Source organism: Mesorhizobium sp. 43Arga, from assembly GCF_053714255.1.
The window spans coordinates 92,732-110,175 of the sequence record NZ_JBSKBO010000001.1; the positions used below are offsets into that span (position 1 = coordinate 92,732).

General features: G+C 63.6%; 15 protein-coding genes. 8 read left to right on the forward strand and 7 right to left on the reverse strand.

All coding sequences use genetic code 11. From position 1 onward, the window contains the following. Window position 1 precedes the first annotated feature (1 nt). The 3 genes from ACWGS8_RS00460 to ppa all read left to right on the forward strand — a co-directional run bounded on the left by ACWGS8_RS00460 (window position 2) and on the right by ppa (window position 2,031). Complete coding sequence (locus ACWGS8_RS00460) at window positions 2-640, forward strand: TPM domain-containing protein (protein ID WP_454579105.1); 639 nt, start codon at window positions 2-4, stop codon at window positions 638-640. A 149-nt stretch (window positions 641-789) separates the two neighbouring features. After that, window positions 790-1,296 carry an N-acetyltransferase family protein gene (locus tag ACWGS8_RS00465; RefSeq protein ID WP_454579106.1) on the forward strand — a complete coding sequence of 169 codons (507 nt, stop codon included), beginning with the start codon at window positions 790-792 and terminating at the stop codon, window positions 1,294-1,296. Between the two features lie 201 nt (window positions 1,297-1,497). Beyond that, window positions 1,498-2,031 carry an inorganic diphosphatase gene (gene ppa / locus ACWGS8_RS00470; protein WP_454579107.1) on the forward strand — a complete coding sequence of 178 codons (534 nt, stop codon included), beginning with the start codon at window positions 1,498-1,500 and terminating at the stop codon, window positions 2,029-2,031. Between the two features lie 10 nt (window positions 2,032-2,041). Here the strand turns inward: ppa and ACWGS8_RS00475 are convergent, their stop codons facing one another. Both ACWGS8_RS00475 and ACWGS8_RS00480 read right to left on the reverse strand, forming a co-directional pair. After that, entirely contained in the window at window positions 2,042-2,635 is a 594-nt protein-coding gene (locus ACWGS8_RS00475; protein WP_454579108.1) for a hypothetical protein, read from the reverse strand. 44 nt (window positions 2,636-2,679) lie between these two features. Then, window positions 2,680-3,297, reverse strand: coding sequence for a TetR/AcrR family transcriptional regulator (locus ACWGS8_RS00480; RefSeq protein ID WP_454579109.1), 618 nt, complete (start codon window positions 3,295-3,297; stop codon window positions 2,680-2,682). A 74-nt stretch (window positions 3,298-3,371) separates the two neighbouring features. Here ACWGS8_RS00480 and ACWGS8_RS00485 point away from each other — a divergent pair, with 74 nt between their 5' ends. Beyond that, on the forward strand, window positions 3,372-4,655 hold the full coding sequence (locus ACWGS8_RS00485) for an MFS transporter (RefSeq protein WP_454579110.1): 1,284 nt from the start codon (window positions 3,372-3,374) through the stop codon (window positions 4,653-4,655). Window positions 4,656-4,789: 134 nt separating this feature from the next. Then, a complete protein-coding gene (locus ACWGS8_RS00490; RefSeq protein WP_454579111.1) occupies window positions 4,790-6,364 on the forward strand; it encodes an alkaline phosphatase D family protein in 1,575 nt (524 codons plus the stop codon). A 13-nt stretch (window positions 6,365-6,377) separates the two neighbouring features. On the opposite strand, the gene ACWGS8_RS00495 is transcribed toward ACWGS8_RS00490, so the two are convergent. After that, complete coding sequence (locus ACWGS8_RS00495; protein WP_454579112.1) at window positions 6,378-6,656, reverse strand: hypothetical protein; 279 nt, start codon at window positions 6,654-6,656, stop codon at window positions 6,378-6,380. Window positions 6,657-6,853: 197 nt separating this feature from the next. On the opposite strand from ACWGS8_RS00495, the gene typA reads away from it, so the two are divergent. Continuing rightward, window positions 6,854-8,683 (forward strand): translational GTPase TypA, encoded by a 1,830-nt coding sequence (typA, locus tag ACWGS8_RS00500; RefSeq protein WP_454579113.1) that lies wholly within the window; start codon window positions 6,854-6,856, stop codon window positions 8,681-8,683. Between the two features lie 59 nt (window positions 8,684-8,742). Here the strand turns inward: typA and ACWGS8_RS00505 are convergent, their stop codons facing one another. Then, a complete protein-coding gene (locus ACWGS8_RS00505) occupies window positions 8,743-9,369 on the reverse strand; it encodes a DUF1062 domain-containing protein (protein ID WP_454580099.1) in 627 nt (208 codons plus the stop codon). 378 nt (window positions 9,370-9,747) lie between these two features. Then, the gene (locus tag ACWGS8_RS00510) at window positions 9,748-10,533 is read right to left on the reverse strand and encodes an alkaline phosphatase family protein (RefSeq protein ID WP_454579114.1); all 786 of its coding nucleotides are present in this window, start codon (window positions 10,531-10,533) and stop codon (window positions 9,748-9,750) included. A gap of 212 nt (window positions 10,534-10,745) precedes the next feature. Here ACWGS8_RS00510 and ACWGS8_RS00515 point away from each other — a divergent pair, with 212 nt between their 5' ends. Then, window positions 10,746-11,360, forward strand: coding sequence for a LysE family translocator (locus ACWGS8_RS00515; protein ID WP_454580100.1), 615 nt, complete (start codon window positions 10,746-10,748; stop codon window positions 11,358-11,360). A gap of 93 nt (window positions 11,361-11,453) precedes the next feature. Here the strand turns inward: ACWGS8_RS00515 and ACWGS8_RS00520 are convergent, their stop codons facing one another. After that, complete coding sequence (locus ACWGS8_RS00520; RefSeq protein ID WP_454579115.1) at window positions 11,454-11,777, reverse strand: hypothetical protein; 324 nt, start codon at window positions 11,775-11,777, stop codon at window positions 11,454-11,456. A 135-nt stretch (window positions 11,778-11,912) separates the two neighbouring features. Beyond that, window positions 11,913-12,476 (reverse strand): peroxidase-related enzyme, encoded by a 564-nt coding sequence (locus tag ACWGS8_RS00525; RefSeq protein WP_454579116.1) that lies wholly within the window; start codon window positions 12,474-12,476, stop codon window positions 11,913-11,915. Between the two features lie 137 nt (window positions 12,477-12,613). On the opposite strand from ACWGS8_RS00525, the gene ACWGS8_RS00530 reads away from it, so the two are divergent. After that, window positions 12,614-17,428, forward strand: coding sequence for an NAD-glutamate dehydrogenase (locus tag ACWGS8_RS00530; protein ID WP_454579117.1), 4,815 nt, complete (start codon window positions 12,614-12,616; stop codon window positions 17,426-17,428). Window positions 17,429-17,444 lie beyond the last annotated feature (16 nt).

Here is a 17,444-nt window from a genome sequence, read left to right on the forward strand (position 1 = left end):
AATGGCAACACGACCGATAAGCCCGCAGGATCATGAGCGCGTCGCCGACGCGATCCGTGCCGCCGAAACCAGGACCGATGGCGAGATCTACTGCGTCGTCGCCCATGCCAGCGACGGCTATTTCGCCCCCGCCGCCTTGATGGCGACGCTCGGCATGCTGGTCGTCAGCCTCGCCGTCGCCTATGGGTTGGAGGCATGGTGGCTCACCATCCGCCTGCCGCATTTCGTCATCGCCCAATTGCTGGCGCTGGCCTGCGTGCTGGCGCTGTTGTGGGCGGTCCCCGGCCTGCGCATCCATATGGTGCCACGGCGGCTGCGCTATCAGGCCGCGCACGCCAATGCGATCAAGCAGTTCCTCGGCCGCAACGTCCACCGCACCACGGCGCGCACCGGCGTGCTGATCTTCGTCTCGATTGCCGAGCGCTATGCCGAGGTGGTCGCCGATTCGGGTATCGACGCCAAGGTCGGCCAGCATGTCTGGGACAGCGTGGTGCGTGACCTGACGGCGCACGCCGGCGACGACCGGCTTGCCGACGGCTTCGTCAACGCGATCGAGCAGGTGGGGGCGGTGCTGGCCGAGCATTTCCCGGTCACCTCGGGCGATATCAACGAGCTGGACGACCATCTGGTCGAAATTTGAAAGCCCGCCTCTAGACGCTCACTTGCCGGTCCGGCCTGTTTCCGGGCTTTTGCCCGATGTCAGCAATGTCAGGATCGGCTGTGAGAAAGCGGCCGGCGGGCCGCCCGGACTCTTGCAATCGGGCGATGCGGGTTTATGGTTAACAAATCATGAATACGCTGACGATCGACATCCGGAAAGCCGACCCACGCGATGCAGGCGCCATTGCCGAAGTGCATCTGGAAGCCTGGCGCGGCGCCTATTCCGGCATCATTCCGCACCGTACGCTGACGTCGATGATCAACCGCCGCGGCGCCGACTGGTGGGCGAATGCGATTCGCCGCGCCGCCACCGTGCTGGTCGTCGAGATCGGCGGCACCATCGCCGGCTATGCCACGATCGGCAAGAACCGCGCCCGGGAACTCAAGCAGCAAGGCGAGATCTACGAATTGTACCTGCGCCCGGAATATCAGGGCATCGGTCTCGGCCGGCGGCTGTTTTCGGCGGCCAGGGCGCGTCTTGCCGACCACGGCCTGAAAGGCATGGTGGTGTGGGCGCTGGAAGACAACCAGAGCGCGCTGGCCTTCTATGCCGGCGCCGGCGGCCGCGATGTCGCCGAGGGTGTCGAGATCTTCGAGCAGAAAGCGCTGAAGAAGGTCGCCTTCGTCTGGGAATGACCGTCCAGGGATGATCGCGGAAAGCAACGCCGGTACGCCGTGCGTATCCCCGTGAAATCACGACGCTGAAATATCTTGTGCCGATGATTGAACGCGTAGGGCGCCATCGCGTCTCAGCTGATGTCCGCGAACACGATTCGCCGCATTGCGCCATTCTGCGCCGCCCGCTATCTCCTCCCCAACCGAGAGAGGGACAAAGCCATGCGCATTGAAGCCATTGCCACCGGAAAGAATCCGCCTGAAGACGTCAACGTCATCATCGAAGTGCCGATCGGCGGCGAGCCGATCAAGTATGAGATGGACAAGGAGGCCGGCACGCTGTTCGTCGACCGCTTCCTGCACACCTCGATGCGCTATCCCGGCAATTACGGCTTCGTGCCGCACACGCTGTCAGGCGACGGCGACCCGATCGACGTGCTGGTCTGCAACACGCGCGCGCTGGTGCCGGGCTGCGTCATCAATGTCAGGCCGATCGGCGTGCTGGTGATGGAAGACAATGCCGGCCAGGACGAGAAGGTCATCGCCGTGCCGTCGCCGAAGCTGACGCTGCGCTACGAGAACGTCACCGAATACACGCATCTGCCCGAGATCACGCGCCAACAGGTGCAGCACTTCTTCGAGCACTACAAGGATCTCGAGCCCGGCAAATGGGTCAAGATCGAAGGCTGGCACGATTCCAAATATGCCAAGAAGATGATAGTCGACGCGATCGAACGGGCGAAGACGAGCAAGTAGCTTAGAGCGGTCAGTTATCCACGCGGCCGAAAGCCGGGACATTGCCGATGACGGTGTGCCTGTCCTTGCCGCAGGCGAAGGTGCGCGCCTTCTCGTCGGCGAGTTTTCGCGCCTGGTCGTTGGCTCGCGGGTTGCCGGTGGCCGCCACGAGGCCAATGGTGCAGCCTTCCCGCGCCTCCATCTGGCCGACCTTGGCAACGAGCAATACGTCGGTCGACTTGTTCTGATCCTCGGGATTGCTGATCGTGCGGCGGTGGATGACGGCGAAGGGCACAGCCTTGTCGCCATTGGTTTCGATGCGCCATTCCACCTTGGCCGCGGACGAATTGAAGCCTGAAAAACTCTCCCAGACGGACGTCATGTCGCCGCCGGGCGGAAAGCCGTAGAACAGCGATTCACGGGCGTCATCATAGGCGATCAGCACCGGGTAGCCGCGATAGCCCGAACAGGCGAGATCGGCCCAGTCGCCATCGCCTTCTTCGGCCTGCGCATAGGTCACGCAATCCTTCTTCGAATCGAGGTCGGTATAGGCGCTGGATATGTCGCCGGCACGAGCCACCTGACACAGGACGGCAAGCGCAAGCGGGATCAGAATGGCACGCATGACGACAATCTCCGGTTCGGGCCGGAGCAACGTATCGCCAAACGCTATTTCTTCAAGCTCGCTTCGATCAGCAGATCGGCGTTCGCCGCCACCGACTGCGCGGGGCCGCCGAGGCCAAAGAGCTGGCCGCTGATATAGGCGCCTTCGATCAAAAGCAGCAGTCCGTCGCCCAGCGTATCGGCGTCTTGCGCGCCCATGGCGGCGGCCATGGCGCGCAGCCGGCGGCGCAGTTCCTGCTTGTTGGCCTCGCTCACCACGCGGGCCGGATGGCTGTGGTCGGGATACTCGACCGCCGCGTTGGTCATGCCGCAGCCGCGATAGTCCGCCACTTGCGTGCGCTTGCCAATGCGGGTCAGGAAAGCCTTGATCTGCGCGCGCGGGTCGCCCGGATGGGCTTTGACCGCCTCGTCGAAACGCTCCCAATACTCAAGATCGTATTGCCGAAGATAGGAAGCGGCCAGCTCGTCCTTGGAAGGAAAGCTGCGATAGAGGCTGGGCTTGGTGACGCCCGCGCGTTTGACGATCTCGTCGACGCCGATCGCCCTGATGCCGCGCCGGTAGAAAAGGTCATACGCCACGTCGAGAATCTTCTTGGCGGCCTTCGGTGGCGCCGATGCATGACCATTGCTGATGGACAGTTCAACATTTTTGTCGGTTGGCATCATGAGACTCGATTGACAATGTTACCGATCGGTACGTATAAAGGTCCCCATCTTGCAACGTACCGGTCAGTAACATGATAGCTCAATCCCGTCCGTTTGGCCAGCGCTACGCTTTCGTGGTGGTCGGTGTCATCTTCCTTTGTCTGCTAATCGCCGCCGGGCTGCGCTCGGCGCCCGCCGTCATGATGCTGCCGCTGGAAAACAGTTTTGGCTGGCGGCGCGATGTCATCTCGCTGGCCGCCGGCGTGGGCATCCTGCTCTATGGTCTGACGGGTCCGTTCGCCGCCGCGCTGATGGAGCGGATCGGGCTGCGCCGCACGCTGATCGCATCGCTGGTGGTGATGTCGGGGTCGACCGCTCTCAGCCTGCTGATGACCAAGCCCTGGCATCTGTTCATCACCTGGGGCGTCTTCTCGGGCATCGGCTCCGGCGCCGTCGCCAGCGTGCTGGGCGCCACCATCGTCAACCGCTGGTTCAAGACCAATCGCGGCCTGGTCATGGGGTTGATGTCGGCCTCCAGCGCCACCGGCCTGCTGGTGTTCCTGCCGCTGCTCGCCTCGCTGGCGCAATCGGGCGGCTGGAAGCCGGTCGCCACCGCCGTCGCGGTCGCCACGGCCTGTCTGCTGCCACTGGTCTGGCTGCTGGTGCCGGAGCGTCCGGCCTCGATCGGCATGGTGCGCTATGGCGCCGAGGCCGACGATGTGCCGCCGACATCGCCCGCATCGCAGGGCAATTTCCTGGCGCATACGCTCAACACGCTGCGCCGCGCCGCCGGCACGCGGGTGTTCTGGTACCTGTTCGCCACCTTCTTCGTCTGCGGTTTCACCACCAACGGGCTGGTTGGTACGCATCTGATCGCCTTCTGCGGCGACATGGGCATCGGCGAGGTGCAGGCCGCCGGCCTGTTGTCGATGATGGGCATTTTCGACCTGATCGGTACGACGCTGTCAGGCTGGCTCACCGACCGTTTCGATCCGCGCAAGCTGCTCGGCGTCTACTATGCCATCCGCGGTCTGTCGCTGATCTACCTGCCCTATTCCGGCTTCTCGGCGACCAGCCTGATCATCTTTGCCGTGCTCTACGGCCTCGACTGGATCGCCACCGTGCCGCCGACGCTGCGGCTCGCCAACGAGGCGTTCGGCGACCGCAGCGGCCCGATCGTGTTCGGCTGGATCGTCGCCGGCCATCAGGTTGGTGCCGCGGCAGCGGCCGCCTTCGGCGGCACGATGCGCGAGCTGCAGGGCAATTACGAACTGGCCTTCCTGATCGCCGGCATGACGGCGATCGCGGCGGCCTGTATCTCGCTGCTGATCAACACCAGCCGGCCGGCATTCGACCCGGAACCGCAGGCGGCTTGAGAAGCTAATCTCCCCCTCCGTGGGGGAGACTAGCCGCCTGTCCACTGTTATCAAAACTTCATGGTTCCGAGATGCGGCTGAAACATTGAGGCCGGACCTTGATGGCGACGTTCAAAGCCATCCAGGAGACAGCCATGAACAAGCTTTCGATGACCCGCCGCGCCTTTGTCACCTCCGCGAGCGCTGCCGGTCTGCTTGGTGCCTCGGGCCTCGCCTTGCCCTACTATTCCCGCGCGAGCCAGCGTCCGGCCTTCACGCATGGTGTCCAGTCCGGCGATGTCGATGCCAGCAGCGGCATGGTGTGGACGCGCACGGATCGTCCGGCACGCGTCATGTTCGAAGTCTCGTCGACGGAAAGCTTCGCCAATGCGACGCGGCAGGCGCCGCTCGATACCTCGCCCGCCAGCGACCACACGGTGAAGCGGCTGCTCACCGATCTCGCCGCCGACCAGGACATCTTCTATCGCATGATTGCGGCCGATCTCGCCGACATCAACGCCGTTTCCGAGCCGATTGTCGGCCGCTTCCGCACAGCGCCAGCCTCGAAGCGCGACGTCCGCTTCGCCTGGTCGGGCGACACCGCCGGCCAGGGCTGGGGCATCGACGAGACCGGCATGAAGACCTATTCTACGATCGGCAAGCACACGCCCGATTTCTTCCTTCATTCGGGGGACACCATCTATGCCGATGGCGCGCTGAAGGATGAAGTGGACCTGCCTGGCGGCGGCAAGTGGAAGAACGTCGTCGTCATCGACGGCAAGCGTAAGGTCGCCGAGACGCTGGACGAATATCGCGACCAGTGGAAGTACAACATGATGGACAGGAATGTGCTGGGCCTCAGCGCAATCTGCCCGACTTTCTACCAATGGGACGACCATGAGGTGCTGAACAATTGGTCGGATTCCAAGGATCTGACCGCGGACGACCGTTATAAGGAAAAATCCATCCATGTGCTGGCGGCCCGTGCGGCGCGCGCCTTCCATGAGATGACGACGATCCGCTACGAACCGTCCGAACCCGGTCGCGTCTACCGCAAAATAGCCTACGGCCCACTGCTCGACGTGTTCTTCCTCGACATGCGCTCTTATCGCGGCCCGAACGGCCCGGACATGCAGGAGGAGATGACGCCGCAGTCACGCATGCTCGGCGAGCAGCAGACGAAGTGGCTGAAGCGGGAACTGGCCAACTCCAAGGCGACCTGGAAGATCATCGCCGCCGACATGCCGCTCGGCCTCGTCGTCTGGGACAATGCCGCCAAGAAGGCCGGCGCCGAAGCCGTCAGCAATGGCGACAACGGCGCGCCTAGGGGGCGGGAACTCGAATTCGCCGACCTTTTGCGCTTCATCAAGAATGCCGGCATCACCAACACCGTCTGGCTGACCGCCGACGTGCACTATACGGCCGCGCATTACTACAATCCCGACAAGGCGCAGTTCCAGGATTTCAATCCGTTCTGGGAATTTGTCTCGGGGCCAATCCATGCCGGCACGTTCGGTCCGAACGATTTCGATATGACCTTCGGTCCGGAGCTGAAGTTCATCAAGGCGCCGACCGCCGAACAGGGACAGAACGTGCCGCCATCGGCAGGCCTGCAGTTCTTCGGGCTGGTGGATATCAGCGGCGCCAGCGAACAGATGACCGTGCGGCTGATGGATCGCGACGACAACGAACTCTACAAGGTCACGCTCGATCCGGTGCGATCGGCATAGACGCTCGCAATCGTCAATCCGGGTAGCAGACCATTGGAATGTTCGGCCAGACGGCGGTATCGCAGTTGGCGGCGTCCTGGCGTTGCTTGAAGGCGGCGGTGACCGGCCCGGTCACTACCGGGTCGACGCCGTCAGGCGCGTCGGCGAAGACCTGTTCGGCCGGCGCATTGGACGGCAGGACCGGGCGTGCCTCTTTCTGCGCCGCAGCGGACTGCGCGGCGTTGGCCGCCAGCAACAGGGCAAAGGCCACCGAGGCGATGAGGGGCCAAAATCGGTTGAGTTTATCGGTCATGACGTTCGAACTGCCCGGGCCCTGAAAGGTTCCCGCCTTGGTTAACAAAATCATCTCACACGCAGATGCTTAAGATTTGATGAGTATTTGGTGTCGCGCTTCCCCTTTCGCAACTGCGAAAAACCCTGTATGAGCCGCGCAACCGAAAGAGGCAGCGCCTTTGGCCTGCTGCCTGCAACGCTTCCGAGACCCAGAACATGAAACTCCGTAATATCGCGATCATCGCGCACGTCGACCATGGAAAGACCACCCTTGTCGACCAGCTTTTGAAGCAGTCCGGCTCCTTCCGCGACAATCAGCGCGTCGCCGAGCGCGCCATGGATTCCAACGACCTGGAAAAGGAGCGAGGCATCACCATCCTGGCCAAGGCGACCTCGGTCGACTGGAAGGACACCCGCATCAACATCGTCGACACACCCGGCCACGCCGATTTCGGCGGCGAGGTCGAGCGCATCCTGTCGATGGTGGATTCGGCCATCGTGCTCGTCGACGCCGCCGAGGGCCCGATGCCGCAGACCAAATTCGTCGTCGGCAAGGCGCTCAAGGTCGGCCTGAAGCCGATCGTCGTCATCAACAAGATCGACCGTCCGGACGCCCGCCATGTCGAGGTGGTCAACGAGGTGTTCGACCTGTTCGCCGCCCTCGACGCCACCGACGAGCAGCTCGACTTCCCGATCCTCTACGGTTCTGGCCGCGATGGCTGGGTTTCGGAAAATCCGGAAGGCCCGAAGGACCAGCAGCTTGCGCCGCTGTTCGATCTCGTCATCAAGCATGTGCCGGCGCCGACCGTCCATCCAGGTCCGTTCCGCATGATCGGCACCATCCTGGAAGCCAACCCCTTCCTCGGCCGCATAATCACCGGCCGCATCGAGAGCGGCACGCTGAGGGCCAACCAGGCGGTCAAGGTGCTGCACCATGACGGCACCCAGATCGAAACCGGCCGCGTCTCGAAGATCCTGGCTTTCCGCGGCCTCGAGCGCCAGCCGATCGAGGAAGCCCAGGCGGGCGACATCGTCGCCATCGCCGGCCTGTCCAAGGGTACCGTCGCCGACACGTTCTGCGATCCGGCGGTGATCGAGGCGCTGCATGCGCAGCCGATCGATCCGCCGACCGTGACCATGTCCTTCCTGGTCAATGACAGCCCGCTCGCCGGCACCGAAGGCGACAAGGTGACCAGCCGCGTCATCCGCGACCGCCTGCTGCGCGAGGCCGAAGGCAATGTCGCGCTGAAGATCGAGGAATCGCCCGACAAGGATTCGTTCTTCGTCTCCGGCCGAGGCGAATTGCAGCTCGCCGTGCTGATCGAGACGATGCGCCGCGAAGGCTTTGAAATCGCCGTGTCGCGCCCGCGCGTCGTCATGCAGAAGGGCGAGAATGGCGAATTGCTGGAGCCGGTCGAGGAAGTCGTCATCGACGTTGACGAGGAACATGCCGGCGTGGTCGTGCAGAAGATGTCGGAGCGCAAGGCCGAGATGGTCGAACTGCGCCCCTCCGGCGGCAACCGCCAGCGCATCGTCTTCCACGCGCCGACACGCGGCCTCATCGGCTACCAGTCGGAACTCCTGACCGACACGCGCGGCACCGCCGTGATGAACCGTCTGTTCCATGCCTACGAGCCCTACAAGGGCGAATTGCCGGGCCGCACCAACGGCGTGCTGATCTCCAACGAGCAGGGTGAATCGGTCGCCTACGCCATGTGGAACCTGGAAGACCGCGGCCCGATGGTCATCGATCCGGGCGTCAAGGTCTATCAGGGCATGATCATCGGCATCCATTCCCGCGACAACGACCTCGAAGTGAACGTGCTGAAGGGCAAGAAGCTGACCAACATCCGCGCCGCCGGCAAGGACGAGGCGGTCAAGCTCACGCCGCCAATCCGCATGACGCTGGAACGCGCGCTGGCCTGGATCCAGGACGACGAACTGGTCGAGGTGACGCCGAAGACCATCCGGCTGCGCAAGCTCTATCTCGATCCGAACGAGCGCAAGCGTTTCGAGAAGTCGTCCAAGGTGGTCGGCGCGGCTTAATTTTCCTATTTCCGATTGTCCGAAGGGGCGGCGCAGCAAATGCTCCGCCCCTTTCTCGTTTACCCGCCGGCCGCGCTGATGATCGCCTCGTGGTCCGGCTCGCCGGCCAGGTCGATCCGGACCGTCATTCCCTGGCGGGCAGGCTTGCGCAAGGCTTTGGCTCCATCCGGATCGACGACCAGCAGGCGGCGTTCCTCCAGCGCCTGGAGCCGCGAGCGCGAGATGCCGAGTTCGCTGGCGAGCAGACGATCAAGCCGCAGCGATGTCGGCATTTCCAGCCCGAGCTGGAGTTCCAGGGCCGCCGCGCTCTCGCTGCCGCCGCCCAGCAATCGCTTGTGCACGGCAACATCGGCAAACTCCTCGATACGCCCCACCTGATTGCGCAGGGCGACCACGTCGAAGGCATGGCGCCGCGCCAGCTCCGGGTCGTTGCTCTCAAGCGCCTGCAGCAGCGCCGGTTCGATGTCGCGGCGGTTGCAGCGCTCGAAAATGCCGAAATTCCAGGAATTGTCACAGTCGACGCAGCGGTAGATCAGCCAGACGTCGATGCGTTTGCCGTTGGCGTTGACGCGGAATTTTCCGCTGCAGCGATAGGCCTTCAGGCCGCCGCAGCGATTGCAGTTGATCGACGGTTGAGGTGCAGTTTGGGGCGCGATCGCCCAGTGGATGCGCAGAGGCATGCCGATAAGCCCTTCCCGTCGGGAAGTTCATCAGGTCGGCACGATCGAGATGCCCATGCGGGCGCGGCGTGGCGGTAAGCTGCGGAGATTTTGAAGTCAGGTGTCGCTGGCGGAAAGCGCGCGACAGCGGTTCAGCAGTGCCAAACCGGTCTCGAACCGCCGCCCAGAAGAACACATAAACATGAAACAGGCACCGCGGATGCGGCGCCATGCGAGTGTGTCGGGGGAGTTGACGAGACCGGCGGTTACTGAGGCAAAGTGAAGCTCGAAATTGTTTCGCGGCGGGTCTTCTAGCCGTAGCCAATGAGGACGGCAAGGGAGGCCAACAAATGATGGCTTCCGACTTATCCGGGGACGATCATCTGGAGACGTCCGGTGGGAAAACTACCGTCGGTTCCATCCGCTAGCGATCACCGATCTGATGGCGCTGGTGCCCAGGGGAGGTACGCTCTCTATGTCTTCAATGGTCCGCAGGACCGAATAGTGATCGATCTTCTCAGCGTAACGCCCTCGTTCAATTCCAAATCCGTAGAATACGGTGAATATATGGTTCGCTGCATGGTAGTCGTCCTCATCGAACGTCACGATCAAAAGGCTGCGGTTCTTCTTCGACCACACGGCGTAGGCTCCAAGATGGCTTTTCAACCAGCTGTCAGCCGCCTCTATCGTGCCATCATGCATGTCATTCTCGAGACTGGGGATTACGAAGCTGACGGATGGCAGCTTCGCATAGTCGCGAGGGAACTGCGCCAAAGGCCTCTCAAATCCCTTTGAATCCGCAAACGATTCCCAGGGATTGTGTTTTCGCGGCGATCCGGCTTCGATGTAGCCTGCAAACGTCTTGCCATGAGCCCGAAGACGAGCGGCCAGGTTCGGTCCGGCCAAGCTGTGCATGCCATCGTCATGGACATTGTGTGTCAGGCCGCTGAACAGCGCGAGGTAATTGGGTTGGCTGGGGTGAGCAACCCCGTAGGATCGGTCGAACAGCGCGCCGCCCTTTGCCAGCCTGTTCAAATAGGGTGCAGTTCGTCGCGCCAGGGAAATCTGCTCAAAGGTGTGGTTCTCCATGATCACGACAACGATGTGATCATATTTCGGCGGCTTCCTCGACGATGCGACGGCCTGGGGCGCTCCGCTCAGCGCCATGATGGCTACCAGGACAGCCGTCATGGAGAACCGTCGAAGGACAGCGCGCCAACTTTGCACAACCACGAGAACTTCTCCTCCGGCCTCCCCGGCAAGATCAACCTGACCGCAAGTCAGGCATGCCAGTCAAGGGCATGGCCAAACGCGGGGCGGTCTGGGATCTGCTGCCACCGACGTTGCAAGCGGCGATGTCGATCGGATATCGTCCGCCCTTCAACCGCTTGGAGGGCAGTGCCATGCATCTCACCTCGCTCCTGATCTTCGCCGCCGCCTTGTTCGTTGCCGCTGGCTCGCCCGGTCCGTCGATCGCGGCACTGGTGGCACGCGTCATCGCGAAGGGCTTTCGCGACGTGTTCCCGTTCCTGCTCGCCATGTGGATCGGCGAGGGTATCTGGCTGTCGCTGGCCGTGTTCGGACTTGCCGTGGTGGCGCAGACCTTTCACTTCGCCTTTGTCGTGGTGAAGTGGGTGGGCGTCGCCTATCTCGCTTACCTCGCCTGGAAGATGTGGACGGCGCCTGTCGATGCCAAGGAGGGCGAGATGCCGCGCGAGGATTCGCCGGCGAAGCTGTTTTTCGCCGGCATGGCGGTGACGCTCGGCAACCCCAAGATCATGATGTTCTACCTGGCGCTACTGCCGACCATCATCGACCTTGCCTCGGTCAGCATTGTCGGCTGGGTCGAGCTGACGGCGACCATGGCGGTGGTGCTGATCGCCATCGATCTCGCCTGGGTGCTCGCCGCCGCGCAGGCGCGCAGGCTGCTGAAGAGCAAGCGCGCCATGAAGATCGCCAACCGCGTCAGCGCCACGACGATGGCCGGCGCCGCCGCGGCCATCGCGGCGCGGTCATAGGGCACGAGCCGAACCGAAGGACCGCCTCAGCGAAAAGCGGGATCCGCCTTTCGTGTCGCTGACCTTCGGCGGGACAGATCGTGCTTGAACAAATCACATCATTTCAATGATCGGCGCGATCTCGACGCTGAAGGCCGGGTCCATCAGGATAGGACAGCCCTTGGCCTTGCCGACGGCATCGTCGATATCCCTGGCTTCGATGATCGTATAGCCGGCGGTTGGATTGCTGCCGCCATTGTTCTCGACCTTGCCGCCGGACAGCACCATCTTCGACATGCCGACCGGATTGCCGCCATCGACGACGGCCGAGCCGAGCTTGCCGTACCAGTCCGTCCAGGCGTCCATTGCCGCTTTCCGTTCGGCCTCCTCGGTCGGCATCTTGCCGGAGCCGTGATAGACATAGAGAAATTTCGCCATGTTCTCCTCCCGTTATGAGCGGCATTGAACCGGCATGCGGTCATGCCGCCTGCCGATCATCGGACCAAACCGGCAAACACGCAACGGAAATGAGGGGTGGCTAATATAAGGTGCGGCTAGGCCTCCTGCCGAGCCTCAACGGGCCATGGCGAGGTATTCGTCGTTCGGCCGCATGTCGATTGCCGCGGCCACCCGGTTCGACATGTTGAAGAAGGCCGCGGTCGAGGCGATGTCCCAGATGTCGCGGTCGCTGAAGCCCGCCTTGCGCAGCGCCGCCCGGTCGGCTTCGACGATCTTGGCCGGCTCCTCGGTCAGCTTGACGGCGAATTCGAGCATCGCGGTCTGCCTCGGTGACAGATCGGCGGCACGGAAATTCATCACCATCATCTCGCCGAGCGCAGGATCGCCGGACAGCTGGCGCACCGCAGCGCCATGCGCGGTCAGGCAGTAATAGCAATGGTTGATCGAGGACACCGCAACGGCGATCATCTCGCGCTCCAGCTTCGACAGGCAGGACTCGCCCAGCATCAGGTCGTTGTACATGTCGGTGAAGGCGCGCAGTTTCTTGTCGTCGAAGGCGTAGGCCTTGAGCACATTGGGAACGAGGCCTAGCTTCTCCTCGCATTTGGCGAAATAGGCCTTTGTCGGCTCGCTCAGCTCTCCCGAGGCCAGATCAAGCGCTGAAATCTTGCCGGTCATGGTTCATTCCTCCTCGTCAGGCGCTGCCTTGTGATCGAATTCCGATAATTCGTGACTAGCCGTCAAACCTTTGTCGCCAAACAGCGGTCATCTGCTACGATAGTCACAAAAGCATGCGACGGGAGGGAAGAAGCGTCATGGCCAGCGTGAAATCCGCAGCTAAGTCGAAGAAAAAAGCCACGGCAGCGGCAAAAACGGAGGAAAGGCCAGCCAGGCTAGCCGATTACCTGCTCGCCCGCGCGCCGGCGGAAGACATTGCCGCCTATGAGGCGGCCGACCTCGCACGTGCCGCCGAACTCGCCAGCCAGGCAGTCGCTGGCCACAAGAAGGGCGGGTGCGTGGTTGCTGTCGACACCGATTCAGGCGTCGTTCGCGAGGGCCGGCCGGTCACGGTGATCACCGTCGTCAATGACAACATGCCGTTCCTGTTCGATTCCATCCTGGGCGAGATCACCGAGACATCCGGTGAACCGACCCTGGTCACGCACCCGGTCATCACCGTTCGTCACGGCAAACGCGGTGTCGAGGAAATCCTCGGCGACGGCAATTTCGCCAAGGACGATGGCAGCCACGACCGGCTGAGTGTCATCCATGTCCACATACCTCGCCTGACGGCCGAAGCGGCGAACGCCCTGACCGAACGGCTGCGCAAGATGCTCGGCCAGGTCCACGCCGCGGTCAAGGACTGGAGGCCGATGCTGGCCCGCCTCGACCAGGCGATCTCCGAATTCCGTTATTCGGCGGTACCGCTCGACAAGAAGAGTGTGGCCGAGGCCATCGCCTTCCTGGAATGGCTGCGCGACGACAATTTCACTTTCCTCGGCATGCGCGAGTTCAAATATTCAGGCGGCGAGGAAAGCGGCAATCTGGAGCGCGCCGACAAGCCGGGCCTCGGCATCCTCTCCGATCCCGATGTGCTGGTGCTGAGGCGCGGGACCGAGGCGGTGACGACAACGCCTGAAATCCGCGCCTTCCTGCATGGGCCGGAGCCGCTGATCGTCACCAAGGCCAATGCCAAGTCTTCCGTGCATCGCCGCATCTATCTCGATTATATCGGCGTCAAGACCTATACCCCGAAGGGCACGCTTGCCGGCGAACTGCGGATCGTCGGCCTATTCACCTCGACCGCCTACACGCGCTCGGTGATGAAGATCCCGTATCTCAGGTCGAAGGCCGAAACCATCATCGCGAAGTCCGGCTTCGACCGCCACGACCATTCCGGCAAGGCGCTGATCAACGTGCTGGAAAGCTATCCCCGCGACGAACTGTTCCAGGTGCCGGTGCCGATCCTGCGCAAGCATGCCGCGGCCATTCTCGGCCTGATAGAGCGGCCGCGCGTGCGGGCGCTGGTGCGCGTCGACCAGTTTGACCGCTTCGTCTCGATCCTCGTCTTCGTGCCGCGCGACCGCTACGACAGCGTCGTGCGCGAGAAGATCGGCGCCTATCTGAAAAATGTGTTCGAAGGCCGGCTGTCGGCCTATTACCCGGCCTTCCCCGAAGGCGGGCTGGCGCGCGTGCATTTCATCATCGGCCGCTCCGGCGGCAGAACGCCGAAGGTCGAGCAGGCGACGATCGAGGCGGCGATCCGCGACATCGTGCGGACGTGGGAGGACGCCCTTTCCGACGCGGCGGATGCCAATGGCGGCGACCAGGCGTTGAAGGCCATCGCCGCGCGGCTGCCGGAAAGCTACCGCGACACGTTCAGCGCGGCGGTGGCGCTGGCCGATGCCGGGCGCATCGCCAGGATCAGCGCCGATAATCCGATCGCCATCGACTATTATCGCCATGCCGAGCAGAAGCCGCACCAGGCGGCGCTGAAGATCTATCACCATGGCAGCCCGGTGGCGCTGTCGCGGCGGGTGCCGGTGCTGGAAAACATCGGCTTCCGCGTCATCAGCGAGCGCACCTTCGAGGTCGGGGACGACGCGACGGGCATGATCAACAGTGATCAGCCCGACATGGTCTTCATCCACGACATGGAACTGGAGAACAGCTACGGCAAGCCGATCGACCTTAGCGATGGCGGCGCGCTGTTCGAGGACGCCTTCCTGTCGGTGTGGCGCGGCGATGTCGACAATGACGGCTACAATGGCCTTGCCCAGACCGCCGGCCTGTGGTCCGGCGAAATCACGATCCTGCGCGCCTATGGCCGCTATCTGCAGCAGGTCGGCATTCCGCAAAGCCAGGATTTCATCGCCGCGGCGCTCAACCGCTATCCAGAGATCGCGCGCGGCCTGCATGCGCTGTTCATCGCAAGGCTTGGCCCGACGGCGGAGACCGAGGGCGTGGTGGCGGCAAAGCACCTCAAGGCCAAGATCAAGGACGCGCTGGAAGATGTGCCCAACATCGATGATGACACCATCATCCGCCGCTACCTCAACCTGATCGAAGCGTCGCTGCGCACCAATCATTTCGTTGCCGATACGAAGCAGAAAGGCCAGTCGCTGGCGATCAAGCTCGAATCGCAGGCGGTCGAGGGCCTGCCGGCGCCACGGCCATGGCGCGAGATCTTCGTCTACGGTTCCGAGGTCGAGGGGCTGCATCTGCGCTTCGGCCCGGTGGCGCGTGGCGGCCTGCGCTGGTCGGACCGCGCCCAGGACTATCGCACCGAGGTGCTCGGCCTGGTCAAGGCGCAGCAGGTCAAGAACGCCGTCATCGTGCCGGTCGGCGCCAAGGGCGGCTTCTACCCCAAGCGCCTGCCGGTCGGCGGCAGCCGCGACGCGATCTTCGAGGCCGGGACCTCGGCCTACAAGAATTTCGTCTCAAGCCTTTTGTCGATCACCGACAATATCGGGCTGGATGGTGTCATCCCACCGGCCGGCGTCGTCAGGCGCGACCAGGATGATCCCTATTTCGTCGTCGCCGCCGACAAGGGCACGGCGACCTTCTCCGACACCGCCAACGCCATCTCCGAGAAGCATGGCTTCTGGCTCGACGATGCCTTCGCCAGCGGTGGCTCTGCGGGCTATGACCACAAGAAGATGGGCATCACCGCCAAGGGCGCCTGGGAAGCGGTCAAGCGGCATTTCCGCGAGATCAATCGCGACATCCAGACCTCGCCCTTCAGCGTCGTTGGCGTCGGCGACATGTCGGGCGACGTGTTCGGCAATGGCATGCTGTTGTCGCCGCAGACAAGGCTGATCGCCGCCTTCGACCATCGCGACATCTTCATCGATCCCGATCCCGACATGGCGGCCTCGATGGCCGAGCGCGAGCGTATGTTCGCGCTGCCGCGCTCGAGCTGGCAGGACTATGACAAGACCAGGCTTTCGGAAGGCGGCGTTATCGTCTCGCGCAGCCAGAAGTCGATCACCTTGCCGGCGGCCGCCGCGGCGGCGATCGGCTTGGGCAAAACGACCGCCACGCCGGCCGAGATCATGACCGCTATCCTCAAGGCGCCGGTCGACCTCCTGTGGTTCGGCGGCATCGGCACGTATCTCAGGGCCTCCACCGAAACCAATGCCGAGGTCGGCGACCGCGCCAACGACGCCATCCGCATCACCGCGCTCGACGTGCGCGCCAAGGTGATCGGCGAGGGCGCCAATCTCGGCGTCACGCAGCGGGCGCGCATCGAGTTCGGCATGAATGGCGGCCGCTGCAATTCCGACGCCATCGACAATTCGGGTGGCGTCAATTGCTCCGACGTCGAAGTCAACATCAAGATCGCGCTGGCGTCGGCCATGCTCAAGGGATCGCTGGCGCGCCCGGCCCGCAACAAGCTGCTGGCCGAGATGACCGAGGAGGTCGGCGGGCTGGTGCTCTCCAACAACTACCAGCAGACGCTGGCGCTTTCGATCGCCCGCAAACGCGGGCTTGCCGACATCGCGCATCAGGCCCGGTTCATGTCGGCGCTCGAAGCGCGCGGCCTGCTCGACCGTGCCGTGGAGACGCTGCCGTCGCCGGCCGCCCTTGCCGAGCGCGAGGCGCGCGGCGAGCCGCTGACCAGGGCGGAGCTTGGCGTGCTGCTCGCCTATGCCAAGATCGTGCTGTTCTCCGACATCGTCGCCAGCGACGTGCCTGACGATGCGCATTTCGACCGCGACCTGTTGGGCTACTTCCCGGATAGGATGGCGAAGAAATACGCCGCCGAAATCCATGGCCACAGGCTGCGCCGCGAGATCATCGCCCGCGTCGTCGCCAACGATCTGGTCAATCGCGGCGGCCCGTCCTTCGTCAACCGGCTGCAGGAAGCCACGGGGCGCACCGCCGCCGACGTGGTGCGCACCTTCGCCGTGGTGCGTGACGGCTTTGCCCTGCCGGCGCTCTACAAGGAGATCGATCGGCTCGACAACCAGATCGACGGCCAGGTGCAGCTCGATCTCTACCAGATGGTCAGCCGGCTGATCTATGTGACCAGTGGCTGGTATCTCAAGAACGATGCCGGCACGGCGCCGCTCAGCCAGCGCATCGCCGAGCTGCAGGACGCGCGCAAGGCGCTGGAGCCGAAACTTGTTTCGCTGCTGCCGGCGTTTTCGCGCGAGCGGATCGAGGAGAAGCGGCACGGGCTGTTCAAGGGCGGTGCGCCGGAGCGGCTGGCCGAGCAGCTGGCCCTGAGCGAGGTGGCGGAACTGATCCCCGACATCGCGCTGACGGCGCGCACGGCCGGTGCCGACATCGTCGCCGCGGCACGTGCGTTCTTCGCGGTCAGCGATGCCTTCCGCATCCCGCGTGTCGAGGACGCGGCGCGCTCGATCACGCCGTCGGACTACTATGACCAGCTCGCTTTGTCGCGCGCCACCGACACGATCGGTGCTGCACGGCGCGGCATCGCGGTCGCCGCACTCACCGGCCACGCCAAGGCCGCCGATCCGGTGGCGGCCTGGCTGGAAGCCGGCGGCGAACGCGTGGCGCGCATCCGCGAACGGCTTCAGGCGCTGACCGAAGGCGGCGACATCACCGTGTCGCGGTTGTCTGTGGCGTCGGGGCTGATGAGCGATCTGACGGGGATGTGAGGCTTCGGAGGCTTAC

What these genes read in the sequence shown, in the direction of transcription:
- ACWGS8_RS00490 (WP_454579111.1), top strand. Translation starts at nt 4,790, where the DNA reads ATGAACAAGCTTTCGATGACCCGCCGCGCCTTTGTCACCTCCGCGAGC.
- ACWGS8_RS00530 (WP_454579117.1), top strand. Translation starts at nt 12,614, where the DNA reads ATGGCCAGCGTGAAATCCGCAGCTAAGTCGAAGAAAAAAGCCACGGCA.
- ACWGS8_RS00520 (WP_454579115.1), bottom strand. Translation starts at nt 11,777, where the DNA reads ATGGCGAAATTTCTCTATGTCTATCACGGCTCCGGCAAGATGCCGACC.
- typA (WP_454579113.1), top strand. Translation starts at nt 6,854, where the DNA reads ATGAAACTCCGTAATATCGCGATCATCGCGCACGTCGACCATGGAAAG.
- ACWGS8_RS00525 (WP_454579116.1), bottom strand. Translation starts at nt 12,476, where the DNA reads ATGACCGGCAAGATTTCAGCGCTTGATCTGGCCTCGGGAGAGCTGAGC.
- ppa (WP_454579107.1), top strand. Translation starts at nt 1,498, where the DNA reads ATGCGCATTGAAGCCATTGCCACCGGAAAGAATCCGCCTGAAGACGTC.
- ACWGS8_RS00475 (WP_454579108.1), bottom strand. Translation starts at nt 2,635, where the DNA reads ATGCGTGCCATTCTGATCCCGCTTGCGCTTGCCGTCCTGTGTCAGGTG.
- ACWGS8_RS00495 (WP_454579112.1), bottom strand. Translation starts at nt 6,656, where the DNA reads ATGACCGATAAACTCAACCGATTTTGGCCCCTCATCGCCTCGGTGGCC.
- ACWGS8_RS00480 (WP_454579109.1), bottom strand. Translation starts at nt 3,297, where the DNA reads ATGCCAACCGACAAAAATGTTGAACTGTCCATCAGCAATGGTCATGCA.
- ACWGS8_RS00515 (WP_454580100.1), top strand. Translation starts at nt 10,746, where the DNA reads ATGCATCTCACCTCGCTCCTGATCTTCGCCGCCGCCTTGTTCGTTGCC.
- ACWGS8_RS00485 (WP_454579110.1), top strand. Translation starts at nt 3,372, where the DNA reads ATGATAGCTCAATCCCGTCCGTTTGGCCAGCGCTACGCTTTCGTGGTG.
- ACWGS8_RS00510 (WP_454579114.1), bottom strand. Translation starts at nt 10,533, where the DNA reads ATGACGGCTGTCCTGGTAGCCATCATGGCGCTGAGCGGAGCGCCCCAG.
- ACWGS8_RS00460 (WP_454579105.1), top strand. Translation starts at nt 2, where the DNA reads ATGGCAACACGACCGATAAGCCCGCAGGATCATGAGCGCGTCGCCGAC.
- ACWGS8_RS00465 (WP_454579106.1), top strand. Translation starts at nt 790, where the DNA reads ATGAATACGCTGACGATCGACATCCGGAAAGCCGACCCACGCGATGCA.